Source organism: Halostella sp. PRR32, from assembly GCF_034808085.1.
Taxonomy (GTDB): domain Archaea; phylum Halobacteriota; class Halobacteria; order Halobacteriales; family Natronoarchaeaceae; genus Halostella; species Halostella pelagica.
Genome location: NZ_JAXHGL010000002.1, coordinates 870,472 through 891,882, shown reverse-complemented (window position 1 = coordinate 891,882; position 21,411 = coordinate 870,472). Strand labels below are relative to the sequence as shown.

The window sequence follows — 21,411 nt, the reverse complement described above, 5'->3', positions numbered from 1 at the left end:
CCGCCCTCGCCTAAACCCGCTTCGAAACGGTGACCGGAGTCGCTCCTCCGCCCGCAACCGCGGCCGCCGGAACCGACCGATTCTTACCCCTGACGGAACTACCAGTGGGTGATGGACGCGCCGCTGTGGACCGACACCTACGCCCCAGATCTCGCGGACCTGCCGCAGGACGACGTTCGGGAGTACCTCCAGAAGGCCGTCGACGAACCGCTGAACCTCGTCGTCCACGGCCCGAAAGGGAGCGGCAAGACCGCCGCCGTGCGAGCGCTGGCCCGCGCAGCTCACGACGACCCGGACAACGACCTCGTCGAGATAAACGTCGCGGACTTCTTCGACCGGACGAAAAAGGAGATCAAAAACGACCCGCGGTTTGCCTCCTTCCTCAACGGGCGCAGCAGCATGGCCAAACGGGACATGATAAACCACGTCCTCAAGGAATCAGCGAGCTACGCACCCGTCTCGGGGACGTACAAGACGGTCGTACTCGACAACGCCGAGGGGATCCGCGTTGACTTCCAGCAGGCGCTTCGCCGCGTGATGGAGCGCCACCACCAGATGACCCAGTTCGTCATCACGACCCGTCAGCCGACCAAGCTCATCCCGCCGATCCGCTCGCGCTGTTTCCCGGTCCCGATGCGCGCACCGACCGACGACGAGGTCGTCGCCGTCCTCGAAAACATCGTCGAGACGGAGGGCGTCGACCACGACGACGACGGACTGGAGTACGTCGCCGGCTACGCCGGCGGCGACCTCCGGAGGGCGATCCTCGCCGCCCAGACCACCAGCGAAGCCGAAGGCGAGGTCACGATGAACGCCGCCTACGAAACGCTCGGCGACGTCGGCGCGGACACCCAGGTGAAAGAGATGTTAGACGACGCCGAGGCCGGGGAGTTCACCGACGCCCGGAGTACGCTCGACGACCTGCTCGTCGACGAGGGGTTCAGCGGCGAGGAGGTCCTAGACGACATCCTCCGGATCGCGCGCTCGCGCTACGGCGGCGAACATCTCGCCGAACTCCACCGCATCGCTGGCGAGATAGATATGGACCTCGCGGAGGGGACGAACGACAGACTGCACGTCTCGCACTTGCTCGCGGAGATAGGCCGGTAAGCGGTTCGACGATCGATCCGCGTCTACACCTTTTTGTACCGAACCGCGGCCAGACCCCTCGTGACCTGACCAGACGACACGGGGCGGACGAGGCGGTTGTGCGACGACTCGTCCCGTGACATGCGGTGTCGCCTGTTAGTTTCATGGGGGATACACTTATCAGAAGCATCCGCCAAGCCGAACCATGTCGAGAGTCCGTCAGACCCCGTCGATCGTTCTCCCCGGGAGGGAGCATGACTGAAAACGCCGTCACCGAGAGCTCAGAGGACGCCTCGCTTCCCGCGCGACTGGAGCGGGCCGGGGTCGTCGTCGGGGCGACGCTCCTGCTCTCCCTGCCGATGGGAGTCATCGGGTCCCATCTTCTCGATGCCGGACAGCCTCCCTGGATAGCAGGTGTGTTGGTGTTTGCACCCGGGTTCGTCGTTGGCGTCCTCGCCTCGACGGACCGTATCCCCGTCTCGTACGGCCAGATCTGGTCATTTTCGCTGACGAGTTGGTTCGTCACGCTCCTTCTGCTCGGTGCCACCGGGTCGAACCAACTGACGGCCGACAGGACCGTCGTCCTCGGGGCCTGGCTCACCGGACTCCTCGTCGGTGCCGTCGTCGCCGGCCGAGAGTGGTTGTGCGACCGCCTACTCTAACACCAGCACGTGCCGCGTCAGCGATCGGTGGACGCGGCGCTCGAACGACGATTCGATCTCCCAGCCCACCTCGCGGGCGGTACCGGCCCACGAACGATCAGCGACCATCACCGTCCGGGGCGCGAGCCGGCGCGCCTCCGCCAGCGCGCCGGCGACCAGGTCGTCCAGGTCGTGAGCGGCGATCTTCGACTGGCGGCCGTAGGGCGCGTCGAAGACCACGCCGTCTACGGGCCAACTCCGTGAGTTTGATGAGGCATCTTCGTCGCTGTTAGTGGCGTCACCGGCAAACGGTAACCGAGTGGCGTCGCCTCGGACGACTCCGTAATCGCCGTCAGTGCCGAGAAACTGAGCCAGGTTGTCGCGGGACCCTCGAACCATCCGCGCCTGCGCGTCGCTACCGAGAACGCGCGCGCCGACGAGGCCCGCTTCGACGAGGACGCCGCCAGTTCCGCACATCGGGTCGAGGATCGTCCGGCCGGGTGCCGCGCCAGCGATGTTTACGAGTGCTCTGGCGAGCAGCGGGTCCATGCTCCCGGGCTGAAAGAAGGCGCGGTCGGTCGGTTTGCGTTCGCCGTAATCCCGCCGGCTCTCGGCGGCGAGCCAGCCCAGAATCGATGTATCTGCGGGGTCGGCGTCGACATCACCCGACGGTTCGCCGCGGGCGAACACCGCACGGATTTCGTGGTCGGGGTCGTCGAGGTCTATCGTGAACCCCCGGTCGACGAGCACGTCGCCGAGTTCGCGTTCGACGGCCTGCGTATCGATATCGGCGCTCCCGCGAACGTCTCGTGCGCGGACGGCGACGGTCCCCTGGCGGTCGAGCGTCGACGCCGAGAGCAGAGCGCGAGCACCGTCGACCGTCGCGTCCGCGCGGCCGATCATCTCACTCGCTCGGTGCGTGTAGGCGAGCGTCCGGACGCGGTCGCGGTTGATCGCCGTCGCGGTGGCGAGACCAGGTCCGACGATCGAGACGTCAGCGGCGGCGCTCGCAGCCTCGCGGGCCGCGAACGCGTCGTCTTCACCGCCGAGTTCGAGGACGTACACGACAGAGGGTCCGGGTGGCCCGACAATGATACTGTCGGCTGATACTGGCGAGCATACTGTTTCACACTGTCGGACGGGGACCTCTGACGACTGTCGATACACCAGGGTGTCGGATCTCGTCACTGACGTACGGCCGACAGTGTAGCGTATTTGGTCGATTGGCTCGGTATAAACGGCCCATTCGGTGTGTCTCGTGGACGACCTGTCTGCGGACGGCACCAACCTTTATAAACCTTAAATACGTCTTTTAAGTCGACTCATGACTGATCCCAAGGAAACCATTAATATCGAAAACGTGGTAGCCTCGACGGGTATCGGGCAGGAACTGGATCTGCAGAGCGTCGCGATGGACCTGGAAGGGGCCGACTACGACCCCGAGCAGTTCCCCGGTCTCGTCTACCGTACGCAGGACCCCAAATCCGCCGCTCTCATCTTCCGGTCCGGCAAGATCGTCTGTACTGGCGCGAAGTCGACTGACGACGTCCACGAGAGTCTCCGTATCGTCTTCGACAAGCTCCGCGAACTGGAGATCAACGTCAACGAAGACCCCGAGATCGTCGTCCAGAACATCGTCACGAGCGCGGACCTCGGTCGTAATCTCAACCTCAACGCTATTGCGATCGGTCTCGGTCTCGAAAACATCGAGTACGAGCCCGAGCAGTTCCCGGGTCTCGTCTACCGCCTCGACGAGCCTGAGGTCGTCGCGCTCCTGTTCGGCAGCGGGAAGCTCGTCATCACCGGCGGGAAAAAGCCAGAAGACGCCGAACACGCGGTCGACAAGATCGTCTCTCGACTCGAGGACCTCGGTCTGCTGGAGTAAGATCGGTACGCACTACCTGTCGGACTCCGATCGGTCGACATGGCATTCGTCGCACAGTTGGATCCGGCCGGCGGAACGCTGGTGGCATACGTCGGGACCTTTCTGATATTCGCACTCGGCTATTCAGTGACCGCGCATATCGCCGCGCGGTACGTTCTCGGGGAGGTATCGGCGCGGCGGGCCCTGCTCGTCGGACCGGTCCCCGCCGCCGCTTCCGTGCTGCTCCAGCAGTACGGTCCGGCGATCACGATCGGCGTTACGATGTTCGGTGATTACCTCGCCATTCGGAGCGCGTATCGGCTGAACTACCGGCTCGCAGGACTGGTCGCCGTCATCCACTACACGGTGACCGTGATCGCCGGAATCACGCTCGTGAACCTGGTCGGCTTGCTCGGGACGGCACCGACGTGACGCTGTACGGGCGGACCGATACCGTCCGGCTCGGCGGAGCTATTCGACCAGCCGCTCGATCTCCGTCACGAGAATGCCACTCGCGCCCTGTTCTTTCACTTCCGTGATCGTCTCGAACACGTCGCTCTCGTCGACGACGGCGTGGACAGCGACCTTCTCGCCGCCGTTTTCGTCCGCGATGTCCATCACGGTCGGGCCGCCGAGGCCCGGGATCACGTCGCGCACCTCGTCGAGGCGGTCCTGCGGGGCGTTCATCATCAGATAGCGCTTGCCGTCTGCGGAGAGAACGGACTGGAACGCGGTCTCCGTCTGCTCGACTTTCGGGTCGTCAAGCACGTCGTCGCGCGCGATCAGGTGGACGGAACTGGAAAGCACTTCGTCGATGATGGCGAGGTTGTTCACCTTGAGCGTCGTCCCCGTCGATGTGATGTCGATAATGGCGTCGGCCATATCGACGTGCGGAGTGAGTTCCGTCGCACCGGTAACCTCGACGATGTCCGGCGAAACGCCCGTCGTCTCGAAGTACGTCCGGGCGACGTTGGGGAACTCAGTCGCGACGGTGCCGCCCTCCAGGTCGTCGACGGACTCGATCGTCCCGTCGCGCGGCGCGGCGAGGACGAGGCGACAGCGGCCGAACTCCAAGTCGAGGAGTTCGATCACGTTTCCGGGCTCTGCCTCGCGAACCTGGTCGAGGCCCGTGATGCCCACGTCGGCCGCGCCGTCGCTGACGTACTCCGGGATGTCCGCGGCCCGGGCGAACAGTAGCGTCACGTCCGGGTCGACCGTATCGGCGTACAGTTTTCGGTCCGCGCCGTCGACGACGTGGAGACCGGCGCGTTCGAGCAACTCGATAGTGGGTTCGTGGAGACGACCCTTGTTCGGCACGGCGATGCGCATGGTCGGGTCAACGAGGTCCGCGTGGAACTGCTTTTCGTTCGCTACCCGTACAGCGCCTCGACCAGCCCGAAAGTGACGTATATCTCGACGAACGCGGCGACGGCGAGGACCACCCAGGCCGCCGCAACGAACCCGGCGGTCCGCCGCCACTCATCGACGGACATGACGGTGGAGCGTCGGCCAGCGATCCTCGCACCGGCCCGCGCGACGACGCGGAACGCGACCGCGCTGGCGGCAAACAGCGCGGGGAGTTCGAGGATCCCGTGGGGGGCAATGGCGAGGACGACGAAGCCGATACCCTCGTTGCCCGCCGCAAGCGCGCCGACGTAGCCGAGGAGGACACCGTTGACCACTAGTCCGAGAACCGTGATCAGGCCGAGCGAAAGTGCGCCGACGAGAAAGACGAGAAACGCCCGCGTGTTGTTCACGAGGATGAACGAGACGGTCGGCTCCGCGGGAAACACCTGTTGGAGAGAGTCCAGTTCGAGTTCGGCCAAGAGGTCGACGCCGCGAGCGACCAGCCCGACGCCCACGACGGTCCCGAGGAGGAACAGGCCGACCGAGACCAGTAGATACCGACGGTGTTCTCGAAGCGCCAAGCTGAGCCACTGGAACTGCATACGAACGACGACGGAGCCCGGGAAAATAAATCCCGGTCGCACGCGTCCGGCGTTCGGTGAGCGAACCGGCCGACGCGGACCCGGTAGATTGACGACACAGGACCGGAAACCCCACGGTATGACCACCATGCTGGTCTCGGACGGGTCAGTGCTCCGTCCAGATATGACAGTGAGGCGCGCGGACGTACTCGTCGACCGGGATGCCGGTGAAATACTGGCGGTGGGCGAGGATGTCGGCGAGGACCCCGACGACCGACTCGACGCGAGCGGCGGCCTCGTGATCCCGGGCCTGGTGAACGCTCACACGCACGTCTCGATGACGCTCCTCCGCGGGTACGCCGACGATAAACCGCTCGACGCCTGGCTGCAGGAAGACATCTGGCCGGCCGAGGGTGCCCTTCAGGCCGAGGACATCCGCGCCGGGGCGGATCTCGGCATCGTAGAGATGATCAGGTCCGGGACGACCGCCTTCGGCGACATGTACTTCGAAGTCCCGGAGATAGTCGACGCCGTCGACGAGTCGGGAATGCGCGCTCTGGTCGGCCACGGCGTGGTCACGGTGGGAAAGGACGAGGAGGTCGCCATCGCGGATTTCGAGGAGTGTCTGGACGTCGCCGAGGAGTACAACGGTGCGGCGGACGGCCGCGTTTCGACGGCCGTGATGCCCCACAGTCTGACGACGGTCGCCGACGAGTATCTGTCCGAGTACACCGACCGCGCCCGCGAGTCCGGAATTCCGCTCCACTACCACGCCAACGAGACGACCGACGAGGTCGACCCTATCGTCGAGGAGCGGGGAGAGCGACCGCTCGCCTACGCCGACGACCGCGGGATGCTCGGGCCGGAGGACTTCGTCGCCCACGGCGTCCACGTCGACGGGACGGAGATCGAACTGTTGGCGGAGCGGGGAACCGCCGTTGTCCACTGCCCGGCGTCGAACATGAAACTCGCCAGCGGGATAGCGCCCGTCCAGCGCATGGTCGACGCGGGGGTCACGGTCGCCCTCGGCACGGACGGCGCGGCCTCGAACAACGACCTCGACCTCTTCGACGAGATGCGCGACGCCGCGATGGTCGGGAAACTCGCCACTGACGACGCCAGCGCGGTGCCCGCGGAGCGGGTCGTCAAGATGGCGACCCGGGGCGGCGCGGCCGCGCTCGGCATCGACAGCGGCCGGATCGAGGCCGGCGCGAACGCAGATCTCGCGGTCGTGGACCTGTCGGCACCGCATCTGACGCCGCACCACGACCTCGTGAGCCACCTCGCGTACGCCGCGTCCGGCAGCGACGTTCGACACACGGTCTGTGACGGCGAGGTGCTCATGCGGGACCGCGACGTGCTGACCGTCGACGAGACGGCAGTCGTAGAACGGGCCGAGCGGCGAGCGTCCGCCCTCGTCGAGCGCGCAACGGAGTAAGCTGGCCGAGTCCGCCGTCCGTTTTCCGACTCATAGGGCCTGTTGGAAGCCAGTTCGGTAGTTCGGCGGGCCGCGTCGCAACTACCGGGACACAGTTACCACCGCCCCTATCAGTCCGCCTCGACCCTCGGGTCCAGAGAGAGGTGTGCGAGGTCCTGAACGAGGCTGCCGACGATACCCGCGAAGGCGGTGACTATCGCGACGCCGATGATGAGCGCCATGTCGCGGTCGTTGATCGCCCGGAGACCGACGGCACCGATCCCCCCGATCGGGAGGATCTGTTCGAGGACGAAGACGTTCACGACGAGGACGCCCAGCAGTTCGACGAAAAACAGCGAGAACAGCGGGAGCGCCGCGTTCCGGAGGACGTGGCGTCCAACCCGGACGTTCGAGGCCCCTTTCGCGCGGACAAGCTTGACGAACTCCCGGTTGACGTACTCGTTCGACTCCGCCCGCGCGTACCGGAGCTGGGCGGCCATGAGACTCGTGCCCAGGATGCCGGCCGGCAAGACGATCGTTTGGAACTCGGGGATAGAAGACAGCGCGTCGCCGACAAACCGCGGCGCGACCATCGGTATCACGAGCGCCCACCAGAAGTTCGGGACGCCGTACGCGAGCGAGAGCCCGCCGGTCGAGAAGCGCTCGATGACCGTCCCGTCGTTCATGGCCGAGAACACGCCGAGTCCGACACCCCCGACGAGTGCGACCAGCATCGCGGGCAGGACGTACGCGAGGGTCGCGGGAAGCGTTCGCTGTATCACGTCCGTGACGGGCGCGTTCTGCGTGGACGAGTACCCCCAGTCTAACGTCGCGATGCCGACTACCCAGCGGACGTACCGCTCCGTGATCGGGTCGTCCAGGTTGTTCCGTTCCCGGTAGTCGCTGATGGCTTCCTCGACCGCTTCTTCTTCCTGACCCGGACTCGCCTCCTCGGTGGCTTTATGGGCGACCTGAGCCTCGTTCGGGTCCTCAGTCAACGCGACGAGGCCGAACGTAACCGACACGACGAGATACATGGCGAACGCTGCGAAGAGGACTCGTTTCGTGACGTGTTTCCAGGGCGGCATTGTGGAGGGCTCTGACGGATCGAGTGTGAGGGAGAGAATACAAAAAATTAATGAATGATTCTGGAGAAATGCTAACATAACCATAGTAACCGCATAACTGCCGCCAGAACCCGAAATCACCCACGATGACTCCCCTCCACAGTAAACACCCGAACGCCGTCCAGTCGTCCGCCATCCAACTGTACTCCGGCCAGTCGTTCGCCATCCAACCGTACTCGGTCCGGTCGTTCGCCATCCAACAACGCGCGTTTCGATCAGGCGCTACGCGGCCGTTCTCCGGTCGGTCTCAGGGGTATATCGTCGCATGAGTTCCGAGAACGATTCGCCCCTGATAGAGTCGATCAACTGGGAGAGCCGCGACGGAGGGTGGTCGGTCCCGTGGCAGTTCGTCGGACTGGTCCTCTCGCTCGGTGCCCTCCTGGCGCTTCGCCTGCACTACGGGGAACACGGCGACGCCGTCCTCATGTTCCCGTCCCGACTGACCTGGGTGTACCGGGCGGGCCTCGTCGTGCTCGCGTTCATCGTCGTTCCGCCGCTGGTCCGGGACCCGGCGCGGACTCGCCGCTACTGGGACCGGTTCGCGTCCAACAGGGTCGCCGTCGTCTGTCTCGGCTATCTCGCTGTCGTGGTCAGTCTCGCACTGTTGGCCCCAGTACTGGTCGAGCGGGCGCAACTCAACCTGTACATCGAACACCAGCCACCGGCGTTCATCACTGCACCAGCCGGGGACGACTGCATCGGGCCGGTCGTCACGTCCGGCGGCGAGGAGTTCTGTCGAGGGACGCTTAACTACCCGCTCGGTACGGCTCACCGGGGATACAGCATGCACACGCTTCTCCTCTGGGGCCTGCGGACGAGCCTGCAGATGGCCGTGATCGCCACGGTGATCATGGTGCCGCTCGCCACGGCCGTCGGCGTCGTCGCGGGCTACGTCGGCGGGTGGGTCGACACCCTACTGATGGGGTACGTCGACGTCCAGCAGTCGGTTCCGGCCTTCGTCATCTACGTGATCCTGATCTTCATCTACGGGCGTAGTTTGCTGTTGCTCGCCGTCGTGTTCAGTCTGTTAAGCTGGGGAAGCATGGCCCGACTCGTTCGGAGCGAAACGTTACAGCGACGGGAGGAGGGGTACATCGAGGCGGCCAGAAGCGCCGGCGTCGGCCATCTCACCGTCCTCCGACGACACGTTCTCCCGAACGTGTCGAACACGGTGCTGGTCGGCGCTACCCAGAAGGTGCCGCAACTGATCCTGATCGAGGCGGCGATCACGTTTCTCAGCCTCGGCGACATCGGACGGTGGTACCCGTCGTTCGGCCAGACGATCCGCAACGGGTTCAGGACGGCAGGCGGGATGCCACCGCTTGCGGCGCTGTCGCCGATGGCGAAGTGGTGGGTCTGGCTGTTCCCGGTCGTTCTGCTCTCCTCGACCGTGATCGCGCTCAACGTCGTCGGGGACACGCTTCGAGACGTTCTCGACCCGCGGGGTGAGACGTAGATGGCCCCGCTGCTCTCGGTGTCTGACCTTTCGGTCACCTTCGACACCGACCGCGGCACCGTCACGGCCCTCGACGGGTTCGACGTTGACGTTCGGCGAGGGGAGACAGTCTGTCTGGTCGGCGAGAGCGGGTCCGGGAAAACCGTCGCTTGCGAGTCGTTCACTCGCCTCGTCCCGTCGCCGCCGGCGAAGTTGGACGGGACGATCCGGTTCGACGGGCAGGACCTGCTGGCCGCGTCCGAGCGCGAACTCCGGTCGGTCAGAGGCGACCGGATCGCCCACGTGTTCCAGAACCCACAGGGCGCGCTCGATCCGGTCTACACCGTCGGACAGCAACTCGTCGAGTCGATCCGGATTCACCGCGATGTGTCCCGGTCGGACGCGCGGCGACGCGCGGTGCGCCTGCTCGACCGGGTGGGGATCCCGAACCCGGCGGAGCGAGTCGACGAGTACCCCCACGAGTTCTCCGGCGGCATGAAACAGCGGGCCGTCATTGCGATGGCGCTCGCGTCGGACCCCGACGTGCTGGTCGCCGACGAACCGACGACGGCGGTCGACGTGACGACGCAGGCCGGCATCCTACGACTGCTCCAGGACCTCCAGGACGAACACGGGATGGCTATCGTGTTCGTCACACACGACCTCGGCGTCGTCGCTCAGATCGCGGACCGGGTCGTCGTACTCTACGCCGGGAAGGTGATGGAGCGAGGCGACGTCGTCGACATCTTCGACCGTCCGGCACACCCGTACACCCGCGCGTTGCTTGACTGTCTCCCGCGGCGCGGCCGGGATTCGAAACCGATCGACGGGTCGTTCCCGGACCCGACGGACCCGCCGTCCGGATGCCGGTTCCATCCGCGCTGCCCGCACGCGGTCGAGGAGTGCAGTACGGACGGACAGCCCCCTCTGGAAGCGGTCGACGGGGACGACCACACGGCGTCGTGCGTGTACTACGGCGACGGGCGCGACCCGTCCGCGCTCCGGGAGGACGCGAGCGAGTCGGATACGATGGACGGAGCCGATCCGGACGGGGAGCGCGACGCGGGGTCGACAGGCGAGGCGTCGTCGCTGGGGGTGAGCGACGATGAGTGACGCCACCGACTCGTCGGCGCTTCTGTCCGTCCGCGGCCTCGAAAAGCACTACCCCGTCCGGAGCGGGTGGTTGAACCGCGAGACGAGTCGCGTCCGGGCGGTAGACGGCGTCTCCTTCGACCTCCGGCGCGGGGAGACGCTCGGACTGGTCGGCGAATCCGGCTGCGGCAAGTCGACGGTCGCGCGAACGGTGCTCTCGCTCGAATCCCCCACGGCTGGATCGGTGACGGTCGCCGGGCAAGACATCGCAGACCAATCTCGAACCCAGCGAAAGCGCTTCAGACGGCGGGTCCAGATAGTGTTTCAGGACCCCGGTTCGAGTTTCGACCCGCGAATGACTATCGGCGAGTCCGTCGCCGAACCGATTGTCGCTCACGGCCTCGACGACGCGGAGCGGCGGCGTGAGCGCGTCGAATCGCTGCTGGAAGTCGTCGGCCTCGCCGCGGACGACCGCGAGCGCTACCCGCACGAACTGTCCGGCGGGCAGAAACAGCGGGCCGCGCTCGCCCGGGCGCTGTCGCTGAACCCGGACGTACTCGTACTGGACGAACCCGTGAGCGCGCTCGACGTTTCCGTTCAGGCGGAGATACTCGCTCTGGTTCAGGACCTTCAGGAAGCCTTCGACCTCGCCATCTTGCTCATCAGCCACGACATGAGCGTCGTCGAGCGACTCTGCGACCGGGTCGCGGTGATGTATCTGGGCGAACTCGTCGAACGCGGTCCGACGGAGAGCCTGTTCGACGACCCGAAACACCCCTACACGCGCGCGCTCCTCGCGGCGATTCCCGATCCTGACCCACACGAGCAACTCGGAGACGCCGAACTGGACGGCGAGGTTCCCGACCCCGCCTCGCCGCCCGACGGCTGCCGCTTCCACACGCGCTGTCAGGCAGTCATCCCGCCCGACGACCTCGATATTGACCAGTCGACCTTCCAGTCGGTGTTCGCGCTCCGCGTTGGCCTCCGGAACGGCGACATCGGCCTCGAATCAGTCCGCGAGCGCCTCGGCGGCGACGACGAAACACCGTCCCCGGCCGCAGTCGCGGCGGCCGTTCGTGAGGAGTACGGCGTGGCGCAGGAACTCGCCAACGAACGGGCGGAGCGGTCGCTATCGGAGGCGCTCACAGCGTTCGCCGACGGCGATGCGAGCGCCGCGTCGGAGCGGCTCGCGGAGACGTTTCCGAGCGTCTGCGAGCGTGAGCGACCGGCGCAACACAGATCCGACGGCTGCGCCGTTACGTGTCACCACTACCGGCCGGACGACTCGTCGAACACGAGCCGAAACGAGTGAGCCGTACTGTCGGACAGGGCGATGAGGACTGTCCACACAAAGAGGTCGAACCTCGTCACGCAGGTCCGTCCGACAGTATCAGACGCGTGCTGTGCGGTGACGACGGCACCGTAATTCGGACACCCTGAAACTGGGTCGACCGTCCCACACCCGCCGAATTAGTCGGATTTTAAACTCTCAGATCTGTTTTTGAACGCTCTAAAACGTTCTGTCCCCCTCTATCGAATTATTGAACGAACTGAACGGGAAACGGGGTTTATGCGCAGTACCGGTCATTCTCGGAGTGAAATGAGTCAGATACGAAAGCTATCGGCGCTCGTGGTCGGCGTCGCGCTGGTGGTATCGATGGTCGCACCCGCTATGGCTGCGGGCGGAGTCGCGGCCGCGGCGAACACGGATCTCTCCGTCGATGTCGCGCAAAACAGCGATGGCACAGCTACCGTGACCGTCACGGGAGACGACGTGGATAACGGAACGGTGTCGGTCGCAGTCACCGACGACAACGCCACGTACGGCGGAGCGGGCGACTACGGGATCACGAACGGAACAGTCGAGTTGCCGGCCCCGTCCGAGACGGTGAACGTCAGCGTCACGGCCACCGTCGACGACACGTCCGCGTCTACCGAGGCGACGCTCGTCGCTGGCGGGGAGGACGAACAGGGGTACGAGCAGAAGAACTTCGGCCTCTACCTAACGAGCTTCATGGGGGAGTTAAACAGCAGCGACACCGACGGCCCGCGCGGACTCCTGATCGCCGACTTCGTCGTGTCGAACAACCCAAGTAACGCGCCCGGTCAGACGGGTCCGCCGAGCCACGCGGGTCCGGACGGCGACAACGAAACTGAACGCGGCCCGCCCGAGGACCGCGGTCCCGACGAGAACGAAACGGAACGCGGCCCGCCTGAAGACCGCGGCCCCGACGCTGACGACAACGAAACGGATCGAGGCCCGCCCGAGGACCGTGGCCCGAACAGTGACGAGAACGAAACGGAACGCGGCCCGCCCGAAGACCGCGGCCCCGACGGTGACGACAACGAAACGGATCAGGGTCCGCCGAGTCACGCGGGACCGGACGATGACGACGACCGTGGGCCGCCTGCGGACCGCGGTAACGACGAAGATGAAAAAGAGGAGGAAGATGAGGAAGACGAAGAAGACGAAGTAGATGAAGAGGAGGAAGATGAGGAAGACGAAGAAGACGAAGTAGACGAAGAGGAAGAAGACGAAACTGCGGACGGAGCTAACGACGGCGGTCCCGGGAACGGAAACGGGAACAATGGCAACGGGAACAACGGTAGCAATGGGAACGGCAACAACGGTAACGGCAACAACGGTAACGGCAACGGGTCGTAACCGCTCACCGTAACCTGACGCACTCGCACGCGAAACACACTCTGCTTTCGACACCCCGAACGACGCCTCACCCACAGAGCGCGGGCCGCCTGCGATACACCGAGACGTAGAACACTGTCATTCCGATTCCCGGCCTATCACACCGCTCTGTTTTCCTCCGAGTACGGCGAGCGGGGGTGGGACTGTGCCGTTCGGCGGCGTGTCGTCGGAACGGTTCGGTAGCGTTTTCCCGCTTCTCGTCCTCGCAGTACACATGACTGACGGCTATCCGGCCATCAGCGAGCAGCTAGACGACGTAGAGACCGCTCGCCAAGAGGGCCGCCGCAAGATGGACTGGGCGCGCCAGCACATGCCGATCCTGGAGTCGCTCCGCGAGGAGTTCGAGACGGAACGTCCGCTCGACGGGGAGCGGATCGGTATGGCGATGCACGTCGAAGCGAAAACCGCCGTCCTCGTCGAACTGCTCGCGACTGGCGGGGCGGAGGTCGCCATCACCGGCTGTAATCCGCTGTCGACCCACGACGACGTGAGCGCGGCGCTGGACGCTAACGACTCGATCACCAGCTACGCCAAGCGGGAAGTCGACGACGAGGAGTATTACGCCGCTATCGAGGCAGTCATCGCCCACGAACCGACGCTCACCGTCGACGACGGGATGGACATGGTCGCCGCCATCCACGAGGACTACCCCGAACTCATCGACGGCATCGTCGGCGGGTGCGAGGAGACGACGACGGGCGTCCACCGTCTCCGCGCGATGGACGACGACGGCGAGCTGAAATACCCCGTCTTCGCGGTCAACGACACGCCGATGAAACAGCTGTTCGACAACGTCCACGGGACGGGCGAGTCCTCGCTGGCGAACATCGCCATGACGACGAACCTCTCGTGGGCCGGCAAAAACGTCGTCATCTCGGGGCACGGCTACGTCGGCAAGGGCGTCGCGAAGAAGGCCGCCGGCCAGAACGCGAACGTCATCGTCACCGAGGTCGAACCCCGCCGCGCGCTCGAAGCGCACATGGAGGGGTACGACGTCATGCCGATGGCGGAGGCCGCCGAAGTGGGCGACGTGTTCATCACGACGACGGGCAACCGCGACGTGATCACGGGCGAGCATTATCCGAAGATGAAAGACGGCGTCCTGCTCGCAAACGCCGGCCACTTCGACATCGAGATCGATCTCGACGCGCTCTCGGATCTCGCCGTGAGCGAGCGCGAGGCTCGCGACGGCGTCCACGAGTACGAACTGGAGGACGGGACGCGCCTGAACGTCCTTGCGGAAGGGCGTCTGGTCAACCTCGCCAGCCCCATCGCGATGGGTCACCCCGTGGAGGTCATGGACCAGAGCTTCGGGATTCAGGCCGCCTGCGTCCGTGAGATAGTCGCCAATCCGGAAGAGTACGACGCCGGCGTTCACGACGTGCCGGACGACCTGGACCGCGAAGTCGCGGAGATAAAACTCGCTGCCGAAGGCGTCGAGTTCGACGACCTGACGGACGAACAGCGCGAGTACATGGGCTCCTGGCAGCACGGGACGTAGCGCTCCTCGACGAGACGGGCGTTGACTGTTTTACTGCCCGGGACTGCGGCCGAGGGAGATAGCGTCGACGTGTCAGGGTTCGTACGCGGTTCCGTCGACGACGATCTCGTCTTCGCGTACCGTGACCGCAGTGCCGTGATATTCGAATTCAACAGTAGTCACGTTCTCGGACCCGAAAAGCCGGTCGAGCGTGTCCAGATCGATCACGTCGTAGAGCGGCGGGTGCAGCGCGACCGGATCGATGTCGACCGCGTCGGCCAACGCTTCCACGATCCAGGCACTCGGACGGGTCGGGTCCTCGGACGAACTGGCGTCGAGCATCGCCGGGTAGTTGTCCGGACTCGGGTATCGAACTGTTCACTACGTATGTAAACGCGCGGCCTCTGCGACACGATACATGTTTTCCGCAAGTCGGATGGAACTCCGATCCGGGGTGTTTTCTCCCGAGACTCGTTCTCACCGACTGAGGTTCCTCTATCCATTAATCCAGTTGCTATTAGTATGGAAATATATATTTACCCGGTGCCATCATAGTTGTTCGACACGAAAAGCGTCCAATGAAAACTGGCTCGTTCCGTATCGCTATCGCGAATGGTATCGGGCCGGGGGTGATAGCCGCTCTCTCGGTCGCCGCGGCCGGAGTCGCAGCTATCGCCGGTTCGCGCCCGGCGCTAGAGGGGGTCCTCATGGTCGGCGGCGTCGCTCTCGCCACCGTGGACGGACCGACTGACGACCTCGAACGCGTGATCGAGGCCGTCGAACGACTCGACGAGGGCGAGTACGACGTGACGGTGACGGCGGAGAGAGACGACGGCGTGGGGGAACTCGCCGACGCCGTCGACGACCTGGCGTCGACGTTGCGAGAGCGTGAACGGACGGAACAGGTGACCGAGAAGTACCACCCGAGGCTGTACCGGATCGCGTCCGACGCGTCGCTCGACGACGAGGTCAAGGTCCGGCGACTGCTCGAACTCGGCTGCGACCACCTCGGCGCGGCGAGCGGGTTCGTCAGTCGGATCGACGGGTCCTCGGGACGATACGAGATACGGACGGTTCACGGGAGTGACCTCGTTAGCGAGGGTTCGGAAACCGACATCTCGAACACGTACTGCCGGGACACCGTCGAGTCGGACGACATCCGCGGCGTGTACGATGCGTCGACTGCAGACGGGATGGACTCCGAGTTCAGTAACGTCGGCTGGTATCTCGGCGGGAAACTGACCGTTCGCGGCGAGGTTTACGGGACGCTCTGTTTCGTCGGCCGGGACCCCCGCGACGAACCGTTCACGCCCGCCGAGAAGGCGATCGTCGGCCTCATCTCTCGCTGGACCGGCTACGTGTTCGAAACGCGGGAGCGCGAGCGCCGCTTCGAACAGTACCGGGCCCACACCGGAAAGATACTGGAGGCCGTCGACGACGTGTTCTACGTTCTGGACCGAGACGGACTGCTCAGACAGTGGAACCGGACCCTGAACGAGGTGACGGGGTACACGGACGCGGAACTGGAGTCGATGCACTCGCTGGAGTTCTTCGACGAGCCCTACGTCGACAGGATACTGTCGGCGATCGAAACGGTGTACGAGGAGGGACACGCGCGGGTGGAGGCACCACTCCTGACGAAAGACGGCGAACAGATACCCTACGAGTTCGTTGCGTCCGAACTGGCGGTCCGCGGCGAGGACACGATCATTGTCGGTATCGGCCGGGACGTGACCGACCGCAAGAAGCGAGAACGGAAGCTACGCGAACGGGAGCGACAGCTCGAACGTCACAGGCAGTACACCGACAAGATCCTGGACACGATCGACGACATGTTTTACGTCTTCGACGAGGACGGGGCCCTCCAGCGGTGGAACGAGAGCCTGTGTCGCGTGACGGGATACTCTCGCGAGGAGGTCGAATCGATGCACGCGCGGGATTTCTTCGTCGAAGACGACCGAGAGGCGGTTACGGCGGCCATCGGTCGAATAGACGAGATGATAGGCGAGTATCTACGGGCGGATATACTGACGAAAGACGGCGAACAGATACCCTACGAGTTCGTCGCAGCACCGCTCGAAGACCCTCAGGGAGAGAGAGTGATCGCCGGTATCGGTCGAGATGTCACCGAGCAGAAAGAGCGCGAGCGGGAACTGAAACGAACCAAAAACATGCTCCAGCAGTCCCAACACCTCGCTCAGGTCGGCGCCTGGGAATTCGACGTCCGCGACGGCGACACCGACATGACCTGGACGGACGAGGTGTATCACATCCACGATGTCCCCCCTGAGGAGGATATCAGCGTCGACGACGGGATCGAGTTCTACCGGTCCGAGTACCACCAGCGCGTCCGGGACGCCGTCAGAGACGCGATAGAGAACGGAGAGGAGTACGACCTGGAGGCGAAGATCGTCACGCGGGAGGGGAACGAACGATGGGTGCGGTCTATCGGCGAACCCGTCTACGAGGACGGCGAGGTAGATCGGGTCCGGGGATCGATTCAGGACATTACCGAGCAAAAAGAGCGCGAACTCGCGCTCAAGTCACTCCACGACGTGGCTCACAGTCTGTTAAACACCGAGACGGAGTCCGAAGTAGCGGAACTGGTCGCCGACGCCGCCGGTGACGTTCTCGACGTCGACGGCATCGCAGTGTACCTCCTCGACGGCGAGAAGAGCTGCCTCGACCCGGCCGCGTACACGGACGGGTTCGTCGATGTCTGTGACGGCCCGAGCCCCGTTGACATCGGCGACAACGATTCGCTAGTGTGGGACACGTTCGTCACGCGAACGCAAACTACGCTCGACGACGTCGACCCCGTCGACGAAGCGGTGTGCCCCACTAGCGGGAACGGTCTGTTAGTCCCGCTGGGTGACCACGGCGTGTTCGTCGCTGTGGCGGAGACGACGACTATCGACGACGAGACGCGACGACTCGTCGAAACGCTCGCCGCGACCACGGAAGCAGCATTCGACCGCCTCGAGAGCGAGGCTGCACTCCGGGAACGCGACGCGGAACTCAGCGAGCAGAACCGTCGACTCAGACGGCAGATCGGTATCAACGAGATCATTCGCTCGATCGACCGGACGCTCATCCAGGCCGACAGTCAGGAAGCGATCGAAGAGACGGTGTGTGAGCGACTAGTCGATGCGGAGAACATCTCTTTCGCCTGGATCGGCGGTTTCGAGAGCGGACGGACGGAACTCACCCCGCGAGCGTGGGCCGGGTCCGCTCCAGAGTATCTGAACGCCCTTTCGCTCCGACAGGACGACGCGGAACCGTCCGTTGCTGCCGCGCTGTCTGGCAAATCGACGGTCGTCGGCAGCGTCGTCGAACAGCTGAAAGCGGAGGACTGGCGAAAGCACGCGCTGGCCGCGGACCTGCACTCTGTCGTCAGCGTCCCGCTTTCGTTCGGCCAGTACGACCACGGCGTTCTGACGGTGTACGCGGACGAGCCGAACGCGTTCTGCGACCTGGAGCGGACGGTGTTCGAGGAGTTGGGGCGCAACATCGCCAACTCGATAAACGCCGCAAAGACGCGGCGAGCGCTGCACGCCGACACCCTCCTCGAACTCACGCTTCGAGTGGACGCCCTCGACGAGTTCCTCTCGAAGGTGGCGAGAGAAACCGGATGTCAGGTCGAGTACGAAGGGCTCGGCGCGAACACGCCCGACCAGACGCAACTGTTCTTCGAGACCATCGGCGCGGACCCGGAAACCGTCGAGACGTTACTCGACGACCTCGTCTCCGTACAGACGTATCGGCTGGTGAGCGAAACAGCAGACCGCTGTCGGTTCGAGGCGACCATCGCAAGCGACGCGCTGGCGGCGAAACTCGTCAGACGCGGGGGGCGCCCCCGGACGATACGGGCGGACGGAACGGAACTCGAAGTCGTCGTCGACGTACCGCCGGCGACTTCGGTCCGCGAGTTCGTCGGGGCGCTCGAAGACGACTACCGGAGCGTCGAACTCGTCGCCCGCCACGACGTCCAGCGCGCGCTCAAGACCAGACGGGACGTGGTGACGGCGCTGTTCGAGGGGATGACCGACAGGCAACTCGAAGTGATTCGGACCGCCTACTTCGCCGGCTTCTTCGACTGGCCGCGAGAGAGCACCGGCGAGGAGGTCGCCGAGATGCTCGACGTCACCCAGCCGACGGTCAACCGCCACCTCCGCGTCGGCCAGCAGCGGATCCTGTCGCAACTGTTCGAGAACGGGCGCGACGGAGACGACGAATGATCGGTCGCGGCCGACCCGAGAACGGGTTTTGGCCCAGTGGTCAGACGGTACGCAGCGGTCAGTCCAGCGGCGTCGCCCTCGCCCTGACCCGGTCGAACGCATCGGTCGCCCACTCGACGATGGAGCGGTGTTCGCCGCGGTCCGCCCGGAGAATGGAGTTGGGACGCATGGTTCCGTCGTACCCGCCGACGAAGACGTGTTCGTCGAGGAGCGCGATTCCGTACTCCGGGACCGAGTCGGCGACGTAGAGGTCGGCCGTCGGCGACGCCAGCAGGAGGTCGAACGCGTCTCGGTGGGTATCCCGGAGCGTCTCGATGGCGGCGGCGTCGGTGACGAACTCGAACGGGACGGCGTCGCTCTGAAGGTCCGCGACTGCGGAGACGTACACCGGATTAATGACGGGGACGAACCCACGGACACGGCCCGTCCCGTCGAGGTGTTCTCGGACCCGTGAGACCGGGCGGAACGGGTCGGCCTCCGTCGCGACGGTTATCTCGGCGGCCGCGAGCGCCGACGGCGCGACCGGCGGCGACACGGGGAGGTCTCGGAGGAAAGCGCCGACATCGGTCGCGGCCCCGACCGGTTCGATGGCGTCCTCGACGCCCGAGAGTACGAGTTCCCCGGCGGGTGTGAGTCCGTAGGCGTCGGCTGCAGCGTCGTGGTCGATCCAGTGACGGTCGGTCAGTTCGACGAGGTTTCGCCGGAGCGTCGTCCGTGGGACGTCGAGTCGGCGCTTGAGATCGTCGCTGGTCCGGTCGCCGTCGGCGAGCGTCCGGAGGATCCGGACGCGAACCGACGATCCGGCGGCGAACTGGAGCGATTCGAGCCGGCGCTCTAACGTCTCGTCAGCCGACTCTCGGGTCATGTCGGCCACTGCGAGCGGTTACGACTTAGGCGTTCCCCACCGCGTCGACCGCAAACGGCGTCCGCCGACCGAACCAGTCCGCCGTCCACACCGCGAACACGTTCACGCCGTGAACGTGGCCGCCGGATACATTCATCTGGGCTGCACCCCGTCCCACGGACATGGAATACGACGCGATACTGTTCGACCACGACGGCGTTCTCGTCGAGGGGCCGTCGCGAGAATCGATCGTTCGGGCGGGCCGCGAGACGCTTCGGAGTTTCGCCGTCGACGTCCCCGCGTCGAACCACCTCGACACGCTCAAGTCCGGCGACGTAAGCGAGATCGCGCGGTTCTGCCGGGACCACGGCATCGACACGATGGAGTTCTGTTACCGGGCGGCCCGTAACTCCGCACGCGAACAGTACCGAGAGCTCGAATCGGGCGCCAGAACCGCGTACGCTGACGTCAGCGCGCTTCGGTCGCTCGATGTTCCGCTGGGCGTCGTTAGCGACAACCAGCCGGCCGTCGTCGAACAGTTCCTCCGGAGCGTCGGCCTCTACGACCTGTTCGATACTATCCGCGGATGCACGTACGACCCGTGGGGTATCGAGCGGCAGAAACCTGACCCCTACCACATCGAAACTGCGCTCGACGAACTCGACGCCGACGCGGCGGCGTACGTCGGCGACAGGGGAGTCGACATCGCGGCCGCCAACCGCGCGGGCGTCGACGCCGTGCTCGTCGACAGGGATGGCGACGCGCCGGACGCACCCGCCGCGACGGCGCGCATCGAGAGCGTCGCGGAGCTACCGGACGCGCTCCGCTGACAGCCAACCTCGTCGGCGAGGAGGGTCCTCGTTCTGGGGTGCTTTGAAACGATATCTCCACACCGATCGAGTACCAGATATCACAGACGGGTCGGTGATGTCTCCCGCAAAACGGTGACAACTCCTTTAAGCACCTGGCGACGATACGTCTCGTCGATGTCGAACGCGAAGGGTGACCGGCGGGAGCGGGAACTCGTGAACGAACTGGACGAGTCGGGGTTCGCGGTGATGCGCGCGCCGGCGAGCGGGAGCGCCACTGAGCGCGAACTCCCGGACGTGCTAGCCGGTGATGGCGGCAGCTTCTACGCTATCGAGGCGAAGTCCAGCGCCGGCGACCCGATCTACCTCACCGGCGAAGAGGTGGAGGCTCTGGTGTATTTCTCGCAGAACTTCGGAGCGAAACCCCGGGTCGGCATCCGATTCGACCGCGAGGACTGGTACTTCTTCCACCCGGGCGGCCTGTACAAGACCGACGGCGGAAACTACCGCGTGAAAAAGGAGACGGCGCTCGCGGACGGAACCGACTTCGCGGAGTTCACCGGCCAGTCCGAGAAGGTCACTCTGGACGAAGTCGGCGAGACCGACGGCCCGGACCAGCGGGTAGTCGACGTGTTAGAGGCCGTCGAGCGCGGCGATATGTCGGTCGAGGAGGCGGCGGCGATGTTGGAGTAGCGGACCGGAGTCGAACGCCGCTTCGCCGCCGGTCGTCGCCAACGGACCGA

20 protein-coding genes are annotated in these 21,411 nt (G+C 65.1%); 14 read left to right on the top strand and 6 right to left on the bottom strand.

From position 1 onward, the window contains the following. Nucleotides 1-111 precede the first annotated feature (111 nt). Together SM753_RS09615 and SM753_RS09610 are read left to right on the top strand one after the other, a co-directional pair. Nucleotides 112-1,110: an AAA family ATPase gene (locus tag SM753_RS09615; protein ID WP_138796491.1), complete on the top strand. Its 999-nt coding sequence runs from the start codon at nucleotides 112-114 to the stop codon at nucleotides 1,108-1,110. A 233-nt stretch (nucleotides 1,111-1,343) separates the two neighbouring features. Continuing rightward, nucleotides 1,344-1,751, top strand: coding sequence for a hypothetical protein (locus SM753_RS09610; RefSeq protein WP_323191420.1), 408 nt, complete (start codon nucleotides 1,344-1,346; stop codon nucleotides 1,749-1,751). On the opposite strand, the gene SM753_RS09605 is transcribed toward SM753_RS09610, so the two are convergent. Continuing rightward, nucleotides 1,743-2,795, bottom strand: coding sequence for a THUMP domain-containing protein (locus tag SM753_RS09605; RefSeq protein WP_323191419.1), 1,053 nt, complete (start codon nucleotides 2,793-2,795; stop codon nucleotides 1,743-1,745). The genes SM753_RS09610 and SM753_RS09605 overlap by 9 nt on opposite strands. Before the next feature lie 259 nt (nucleotides 2,796-3,054). Here SM753_RS09605 and SM753_RS09600 point away from each other — a divergent pair, with 259 nt between their 5' ends. Together SM753_RS09600 and SM753_RS09595 are read left to right on the top strand one after the other, a co-directional pair. Then, a complete protein-coding gene (locus SM753_RS09600) occupies nucleotides 3,055-3,615 on the top strand; it encodes a TATA-box-binding protein (protein WP_135536715.1) in 561 nt (186 codons plus the stop codon). A gap of 39 nt (nucleotides 3,616-3,654) precedes the next feature. After that, nucleotides 3,655-4,026 carry a hypothetical protein gene (locus SM753_RS09595; RefSeq protein WP_138796488.1) on the top strand — a complete coding sequence of 124 codons (372 nt, stop codon included), beginning with the start codon at nucleotides 3,655-3,657 and terminating at the stop codon, nucleotides 4,024-4,026. Between the two features lie 39 nt (nucleotides 4,027-4,065). On the opposite strand, the gene hisG is transcribed toward SM753_RS09595, so the two are convergent. Beyond that, nucleotides 4,066-4,923 carry an ATP phosphoribosyltransferase gene (hisG, locus tag SM753_RS09590; RefSeq protein ID WP_323191418.1) on the bottom strand — a complete coding sequence of 286 codons (858 nt, stop codon included), beginning with the start codon at nucleotides 4,921-4,923 and terminating at the stop codon, nucleotides 4,066-4,068. Nucleotides 4,924-4,964: 41 nt separating this feature from the next. Next, complete coding sequence (locus SM753_RS09585; RefSeq protein ID WP_323191417.1) at nucleotides 4,965-5,543, bottom strand: stage II sporulation protein M; 579 nt, start codon at nucleotides 5,541-5,543, stop codon at nucleotides 4,965-4,967. Nucleotides 5,544-5,661: 118 nt separating this feature from the next. Here SM753_RS09585 and SM753_RS09580 point away from each other — a divergent pair, with 118 nt between their 5' ends. After that, a complete protein-coding gene (locus tag SM753_RS09580; RefSeq protein WP_323191416.1) occupies nucleotides 5,662-6,960 on the top strand; it encodes an amidohydrolase in 1,299 nt (432 codons plus the stop codon). A 110-nt stretch (nucleotides 6,961-7,070) separates the two neighbouring features. Here the strand turns inward: SM753_RS09580 and SM753_RS09575 are convergent, their stop codons facing one another. After that, nucleotides 7,071-8,027 carry an ABC transporter permease gene (locus SM753_RS09575; RefSeq protein ID WP_323191415.1) on the bottom strand — a complete coding sequence of 319 codons (957 nt, stop codon included), beginning with the start codon at nucleotides 8,025-8,027 and terminating at the stop codon, nucleotides 7,071-7,073. 125 nt (nucleotides 8,028-8,152) lie between these two features. On the opposite strand from SM753_RS09575, the gene SM753_RS09570 reads away from it, so the two are divergent. The 6 genes from SM753_RS09570 (at nucleotide 8,153) to SM753_RS09545 (ending at nucleotide 14,798) form a co-directional block, all read left to right on the top strand. Continuing rightward, nucleotides 8,153-8,335 (top strand): hypothetical protein, encoded by a 183-nt coding sequence (locus tag SM753_RS09570; RefSeq protein ID WP_323191414.1) that lies wholly within the window; start codon nucleotides 8,153-8,155, stop codon nucleotides 8,333-8,335. Beyond that, nucleotides 8,332-9,522 carry an ABC transporter permease gene (locus SM753_RS09565; RefSeq protein WP_323191413.1) on the top strand — a complete coding sequence of 397 codons (1,191 nt, stop codon included), beginning with the start codon at nucleotides 8,332-8,334 and terminating at the stop codon, nucleotides 9,520-9,522. Before SM753_RS09570 ends, SM753_RS09565 begins: the two co-directional genes overlap by 4 nt. After that, the gene (locus SM753_RS09560) at nucleotides 9,523-10,614 is read left to right on the top strand and encodes an ABC transporter ATP-binding protein (RefSeq protein ID WP_323191412.1); all 1,092 of its coding nucleotides are present in this window, start codon (nucleotides 9,523-9,525) and stop codon (nucleotides 10,612-10,614) included. After that, nucleotides 10,607-11,905, top strand: coding sequence for an oligopeptide/dipeptide ABC transporter ATP-binding protein (locus SM753_RS09555; RefSeq protein ID WP_323191411.1), 1,299 nt, complete (start codon nucleotides 10,607-10,609; stop codon nucleotides 11,903-11,905). Before SM753_RS09560 ends, SM753_RS09555 begins: the two co-directional genes overlap by 8 nt. Nucleotides 11,906-12,193: 288 nt before the next feature. Further along, nucleotides 12,194-13,258, top strand: a complete 1,065-nt coding sequence (locus SM753_RS09550) for a hypothetical protein (RefSeq protein WP_323191410.1) — start codon at nucleotides 12,194-12,196, stop codon at nucleotides 13,256-13,258. Nucleotides 13,259-13,511: 253 nt separating this feature from the next. Beyond that, nucleotides 13,512-14,798, top strand: a complete 1,287-nt coding sequence (locus SM753_RS09545) for an adenosylhomocysteinase (protein ID WP_138796482.1) — start codon at nucleotides 13,512-13,514, stop codon at nucleotides 14,796-14,798. Between the two features lie 72 nt (nucleotides 14,799-14,870). Here the strand turns inward: SM753_RS09545 and SM753_RS09540 are convergent, their stop codons facing one another. Beyond that, nucleotides 14,871-15,119 (bottom strand): HalOD1 output domain-containing protein, encoded by a 249-nt coding sequence (locus tag SM753_RS09540; RefSeq protein WP_323191409.1) that lies wholly within the window; start codon nucleotides 15,117-15,119, stop codon nucleotides 14,871-14,873. A gap of 236 nt (nucleotides 15,120-15,355) precedes the next feature. On the opposite strand from SM753_RS09540, the gene SM753_RS09535 reads away from it, so the two are divergent. Then, complete coding sequence (locus SM753_RS09535; RefSeq protein ID WP_323191408.1) at nucleotides 15,356-19,015, top strand: PAS domain S-box protein; 3,660 nt, start codon at nucleotides 15,356-15,358, stop codon at nucleotides 19,013-19,015. A gap of 58 nt (nucleotides 19,016-19,073) precedes the next feature. On the opposite strand, the gene SM753_RS09530 is transcribed toward SM753_RS09535, so the two are convergent. Beyond that, on the bottom strand, nucleotides 19,074-19,880 hold the full coding sequence (locus tag SM753_RS09530) for a helix-turn-helix domain-containing protein (RefSeq protein ID WP_323191407.1): 807 nt from the start codon (nucleotides 19,878-19,880) through the stop codon (nucleotides 19,074-19,076). Nucleotides 19,881-20,041: 161 nt separating this feature from the next. Between SM753_RS09530 and SM753_RS09525 the strand changes: the two genes are divergently transcribed. Then, entirely contained in the window at nucleotides 20,042-20,689 is a 648-nt protein-coding gene (locus SM753_RS09525; protein ID WP_135536728.1) for an HAD family hydrolase, read from the top strand. A 156-nt stretch (nucleotides 20,690-20,845) separates the two neighbouring features. Then, on the top strand, nucleotides 20,846-21,361 hold the full coding sequence (gene hjc, locus SM753_RS09520; RefSeq protein WP_323191406.1) for a Holliday junction resolvase Hjc: 516 nt from the start codon (nucleotides 20,846-20,848) through the stop codon (nucleotides 21,359-21,361). Nucleotides 21,362-21,411 lie beyond the last annotated feature (50 nt).

Coding starts and splice junctions, on each gene's coding strand:
- SM753_RS09615 (WP_138796491.1), top strand. CDS start 112: ATGGACGCGCCGCTGTGGACCGACACCTACGCCCCAGATCTCGCGGAC.
- SM753_RS09610 (WP_323191420.1), top strand. CDS start 1,344: ATGACTGAAAACGCCGTCACCGAGAGCTCAGAGGACGCCTCGCTTCCC.
- SM753_RS09600 (WP_135536715.1), top strand. CDS start 3,055: ATGACTGATCCCAAGGAAACCATTAATATCGAAAACGTGGTAGCCTCG.
- SM753_RS09595 (WP_138796488.1), top strand. CDS start 3,655: ATGGCATTCGTCGCACAGTTGGATCCGGCCGGCGGAACGCTGGTGGCA.
- hisG (WP_323191418.1), bottom strand. CDS start 4,923: ATGCGCATCGCCGTGCCGAACAAGGGTCGTCTCCACGAACCCACTATC.
- SM753_RS09585 (WP_323191417.1), bottom strand. CDS start 5,543: ATGCAGTTCCAGTGGCTCAGCTTGGCGCTTCGAGAACACCGTCGGTAT.
- SM753_RS09580 (WP_323191416.1), top strand. CDS start 5,662: ATGACCACCATGCTGGTCTCGGACGGGTCAGTGCTCCGTCCAGATATG.
- SM753_RS09575 (WP_323191415.1), bottom strand. CDS start 8,027: ATGCCGCCCTGGAAACACGTCACGAAACGAGTCCTCTTCGCAGCGTTC.
- SM753_RS09570 (WP_323191414.1), top strand. CDS start 8,153: ATGACTCCCCTCCACAGTAAACACCCGAACGCCGTCCAGTCGTCCGCC.
- SM753_RS09565 (WP_323191413.1), top strand. CDS start 8,332: ATGAGTTCCGAGAACGATTCGCCCCTGATAGAGTCGATCAACTGGGAG.
- SM753_RS09560 (WP_323191412.1), top strand. CDS start 9,523: ATGGCCCCGCTGCTCTCGGTGTCTGACCTTTCGGTCACCTTCGACACC.
- SM753_RS09555 (WP_323191411.1), top strand. CDS start 10,607: ATGAGTGACGCCACCGACTCGTCGGCGCTTCTGTCCGTCCGCGGCCTC.
- SM753_RS09550 (WP_323191410.1), top strand. CDS start 12,194: ATGAGTCAGATACGAAAGCTATCGGCGCTCGTGGTCGGCGTCGCGCTG.
- SM753_RS09545 (WP_138796482.1), top strand. CDS start 13,512: ATGACTGACGGCTATCCGGCCATCAGCGAGCAGCTAGACGACGTAGAG.
- SM753_RS09540 (WP_323191409.1), bottom strand. CDS start 15,119: ATGCTCGACGCCAGTTCGTCCGAGGACCCGACCCGTCCGAGTGCCTGG.
- SM753_RS09535 (WP_323191408.1), top strand. CDS start 15,356: ATGAAAACTGGCTCGTTCCGTATCGCTATCGCGAATGGTATCGGGCCG.
- SM753_RS09530 (WP_323191407.1), bottom strand. CDS start 19,880: ATGACCCGAGAGTCGGCTGACGAGACGTTAGAGCGCCGGCTCGAATCG.
- SM753_RS09525 (WP_135536728.1), top strand. CDS start 20,042: ATGGAATACGACGCGATACTGTTCGACCACGACGGCGTTCTCGTCGAG.
- hjc (WP_323191406.1), top strand. CDS start 20,846: ATGTCGAACGCGAAGGGTGACCGGCGGGAGCGGGAACTCGTGAACGAA.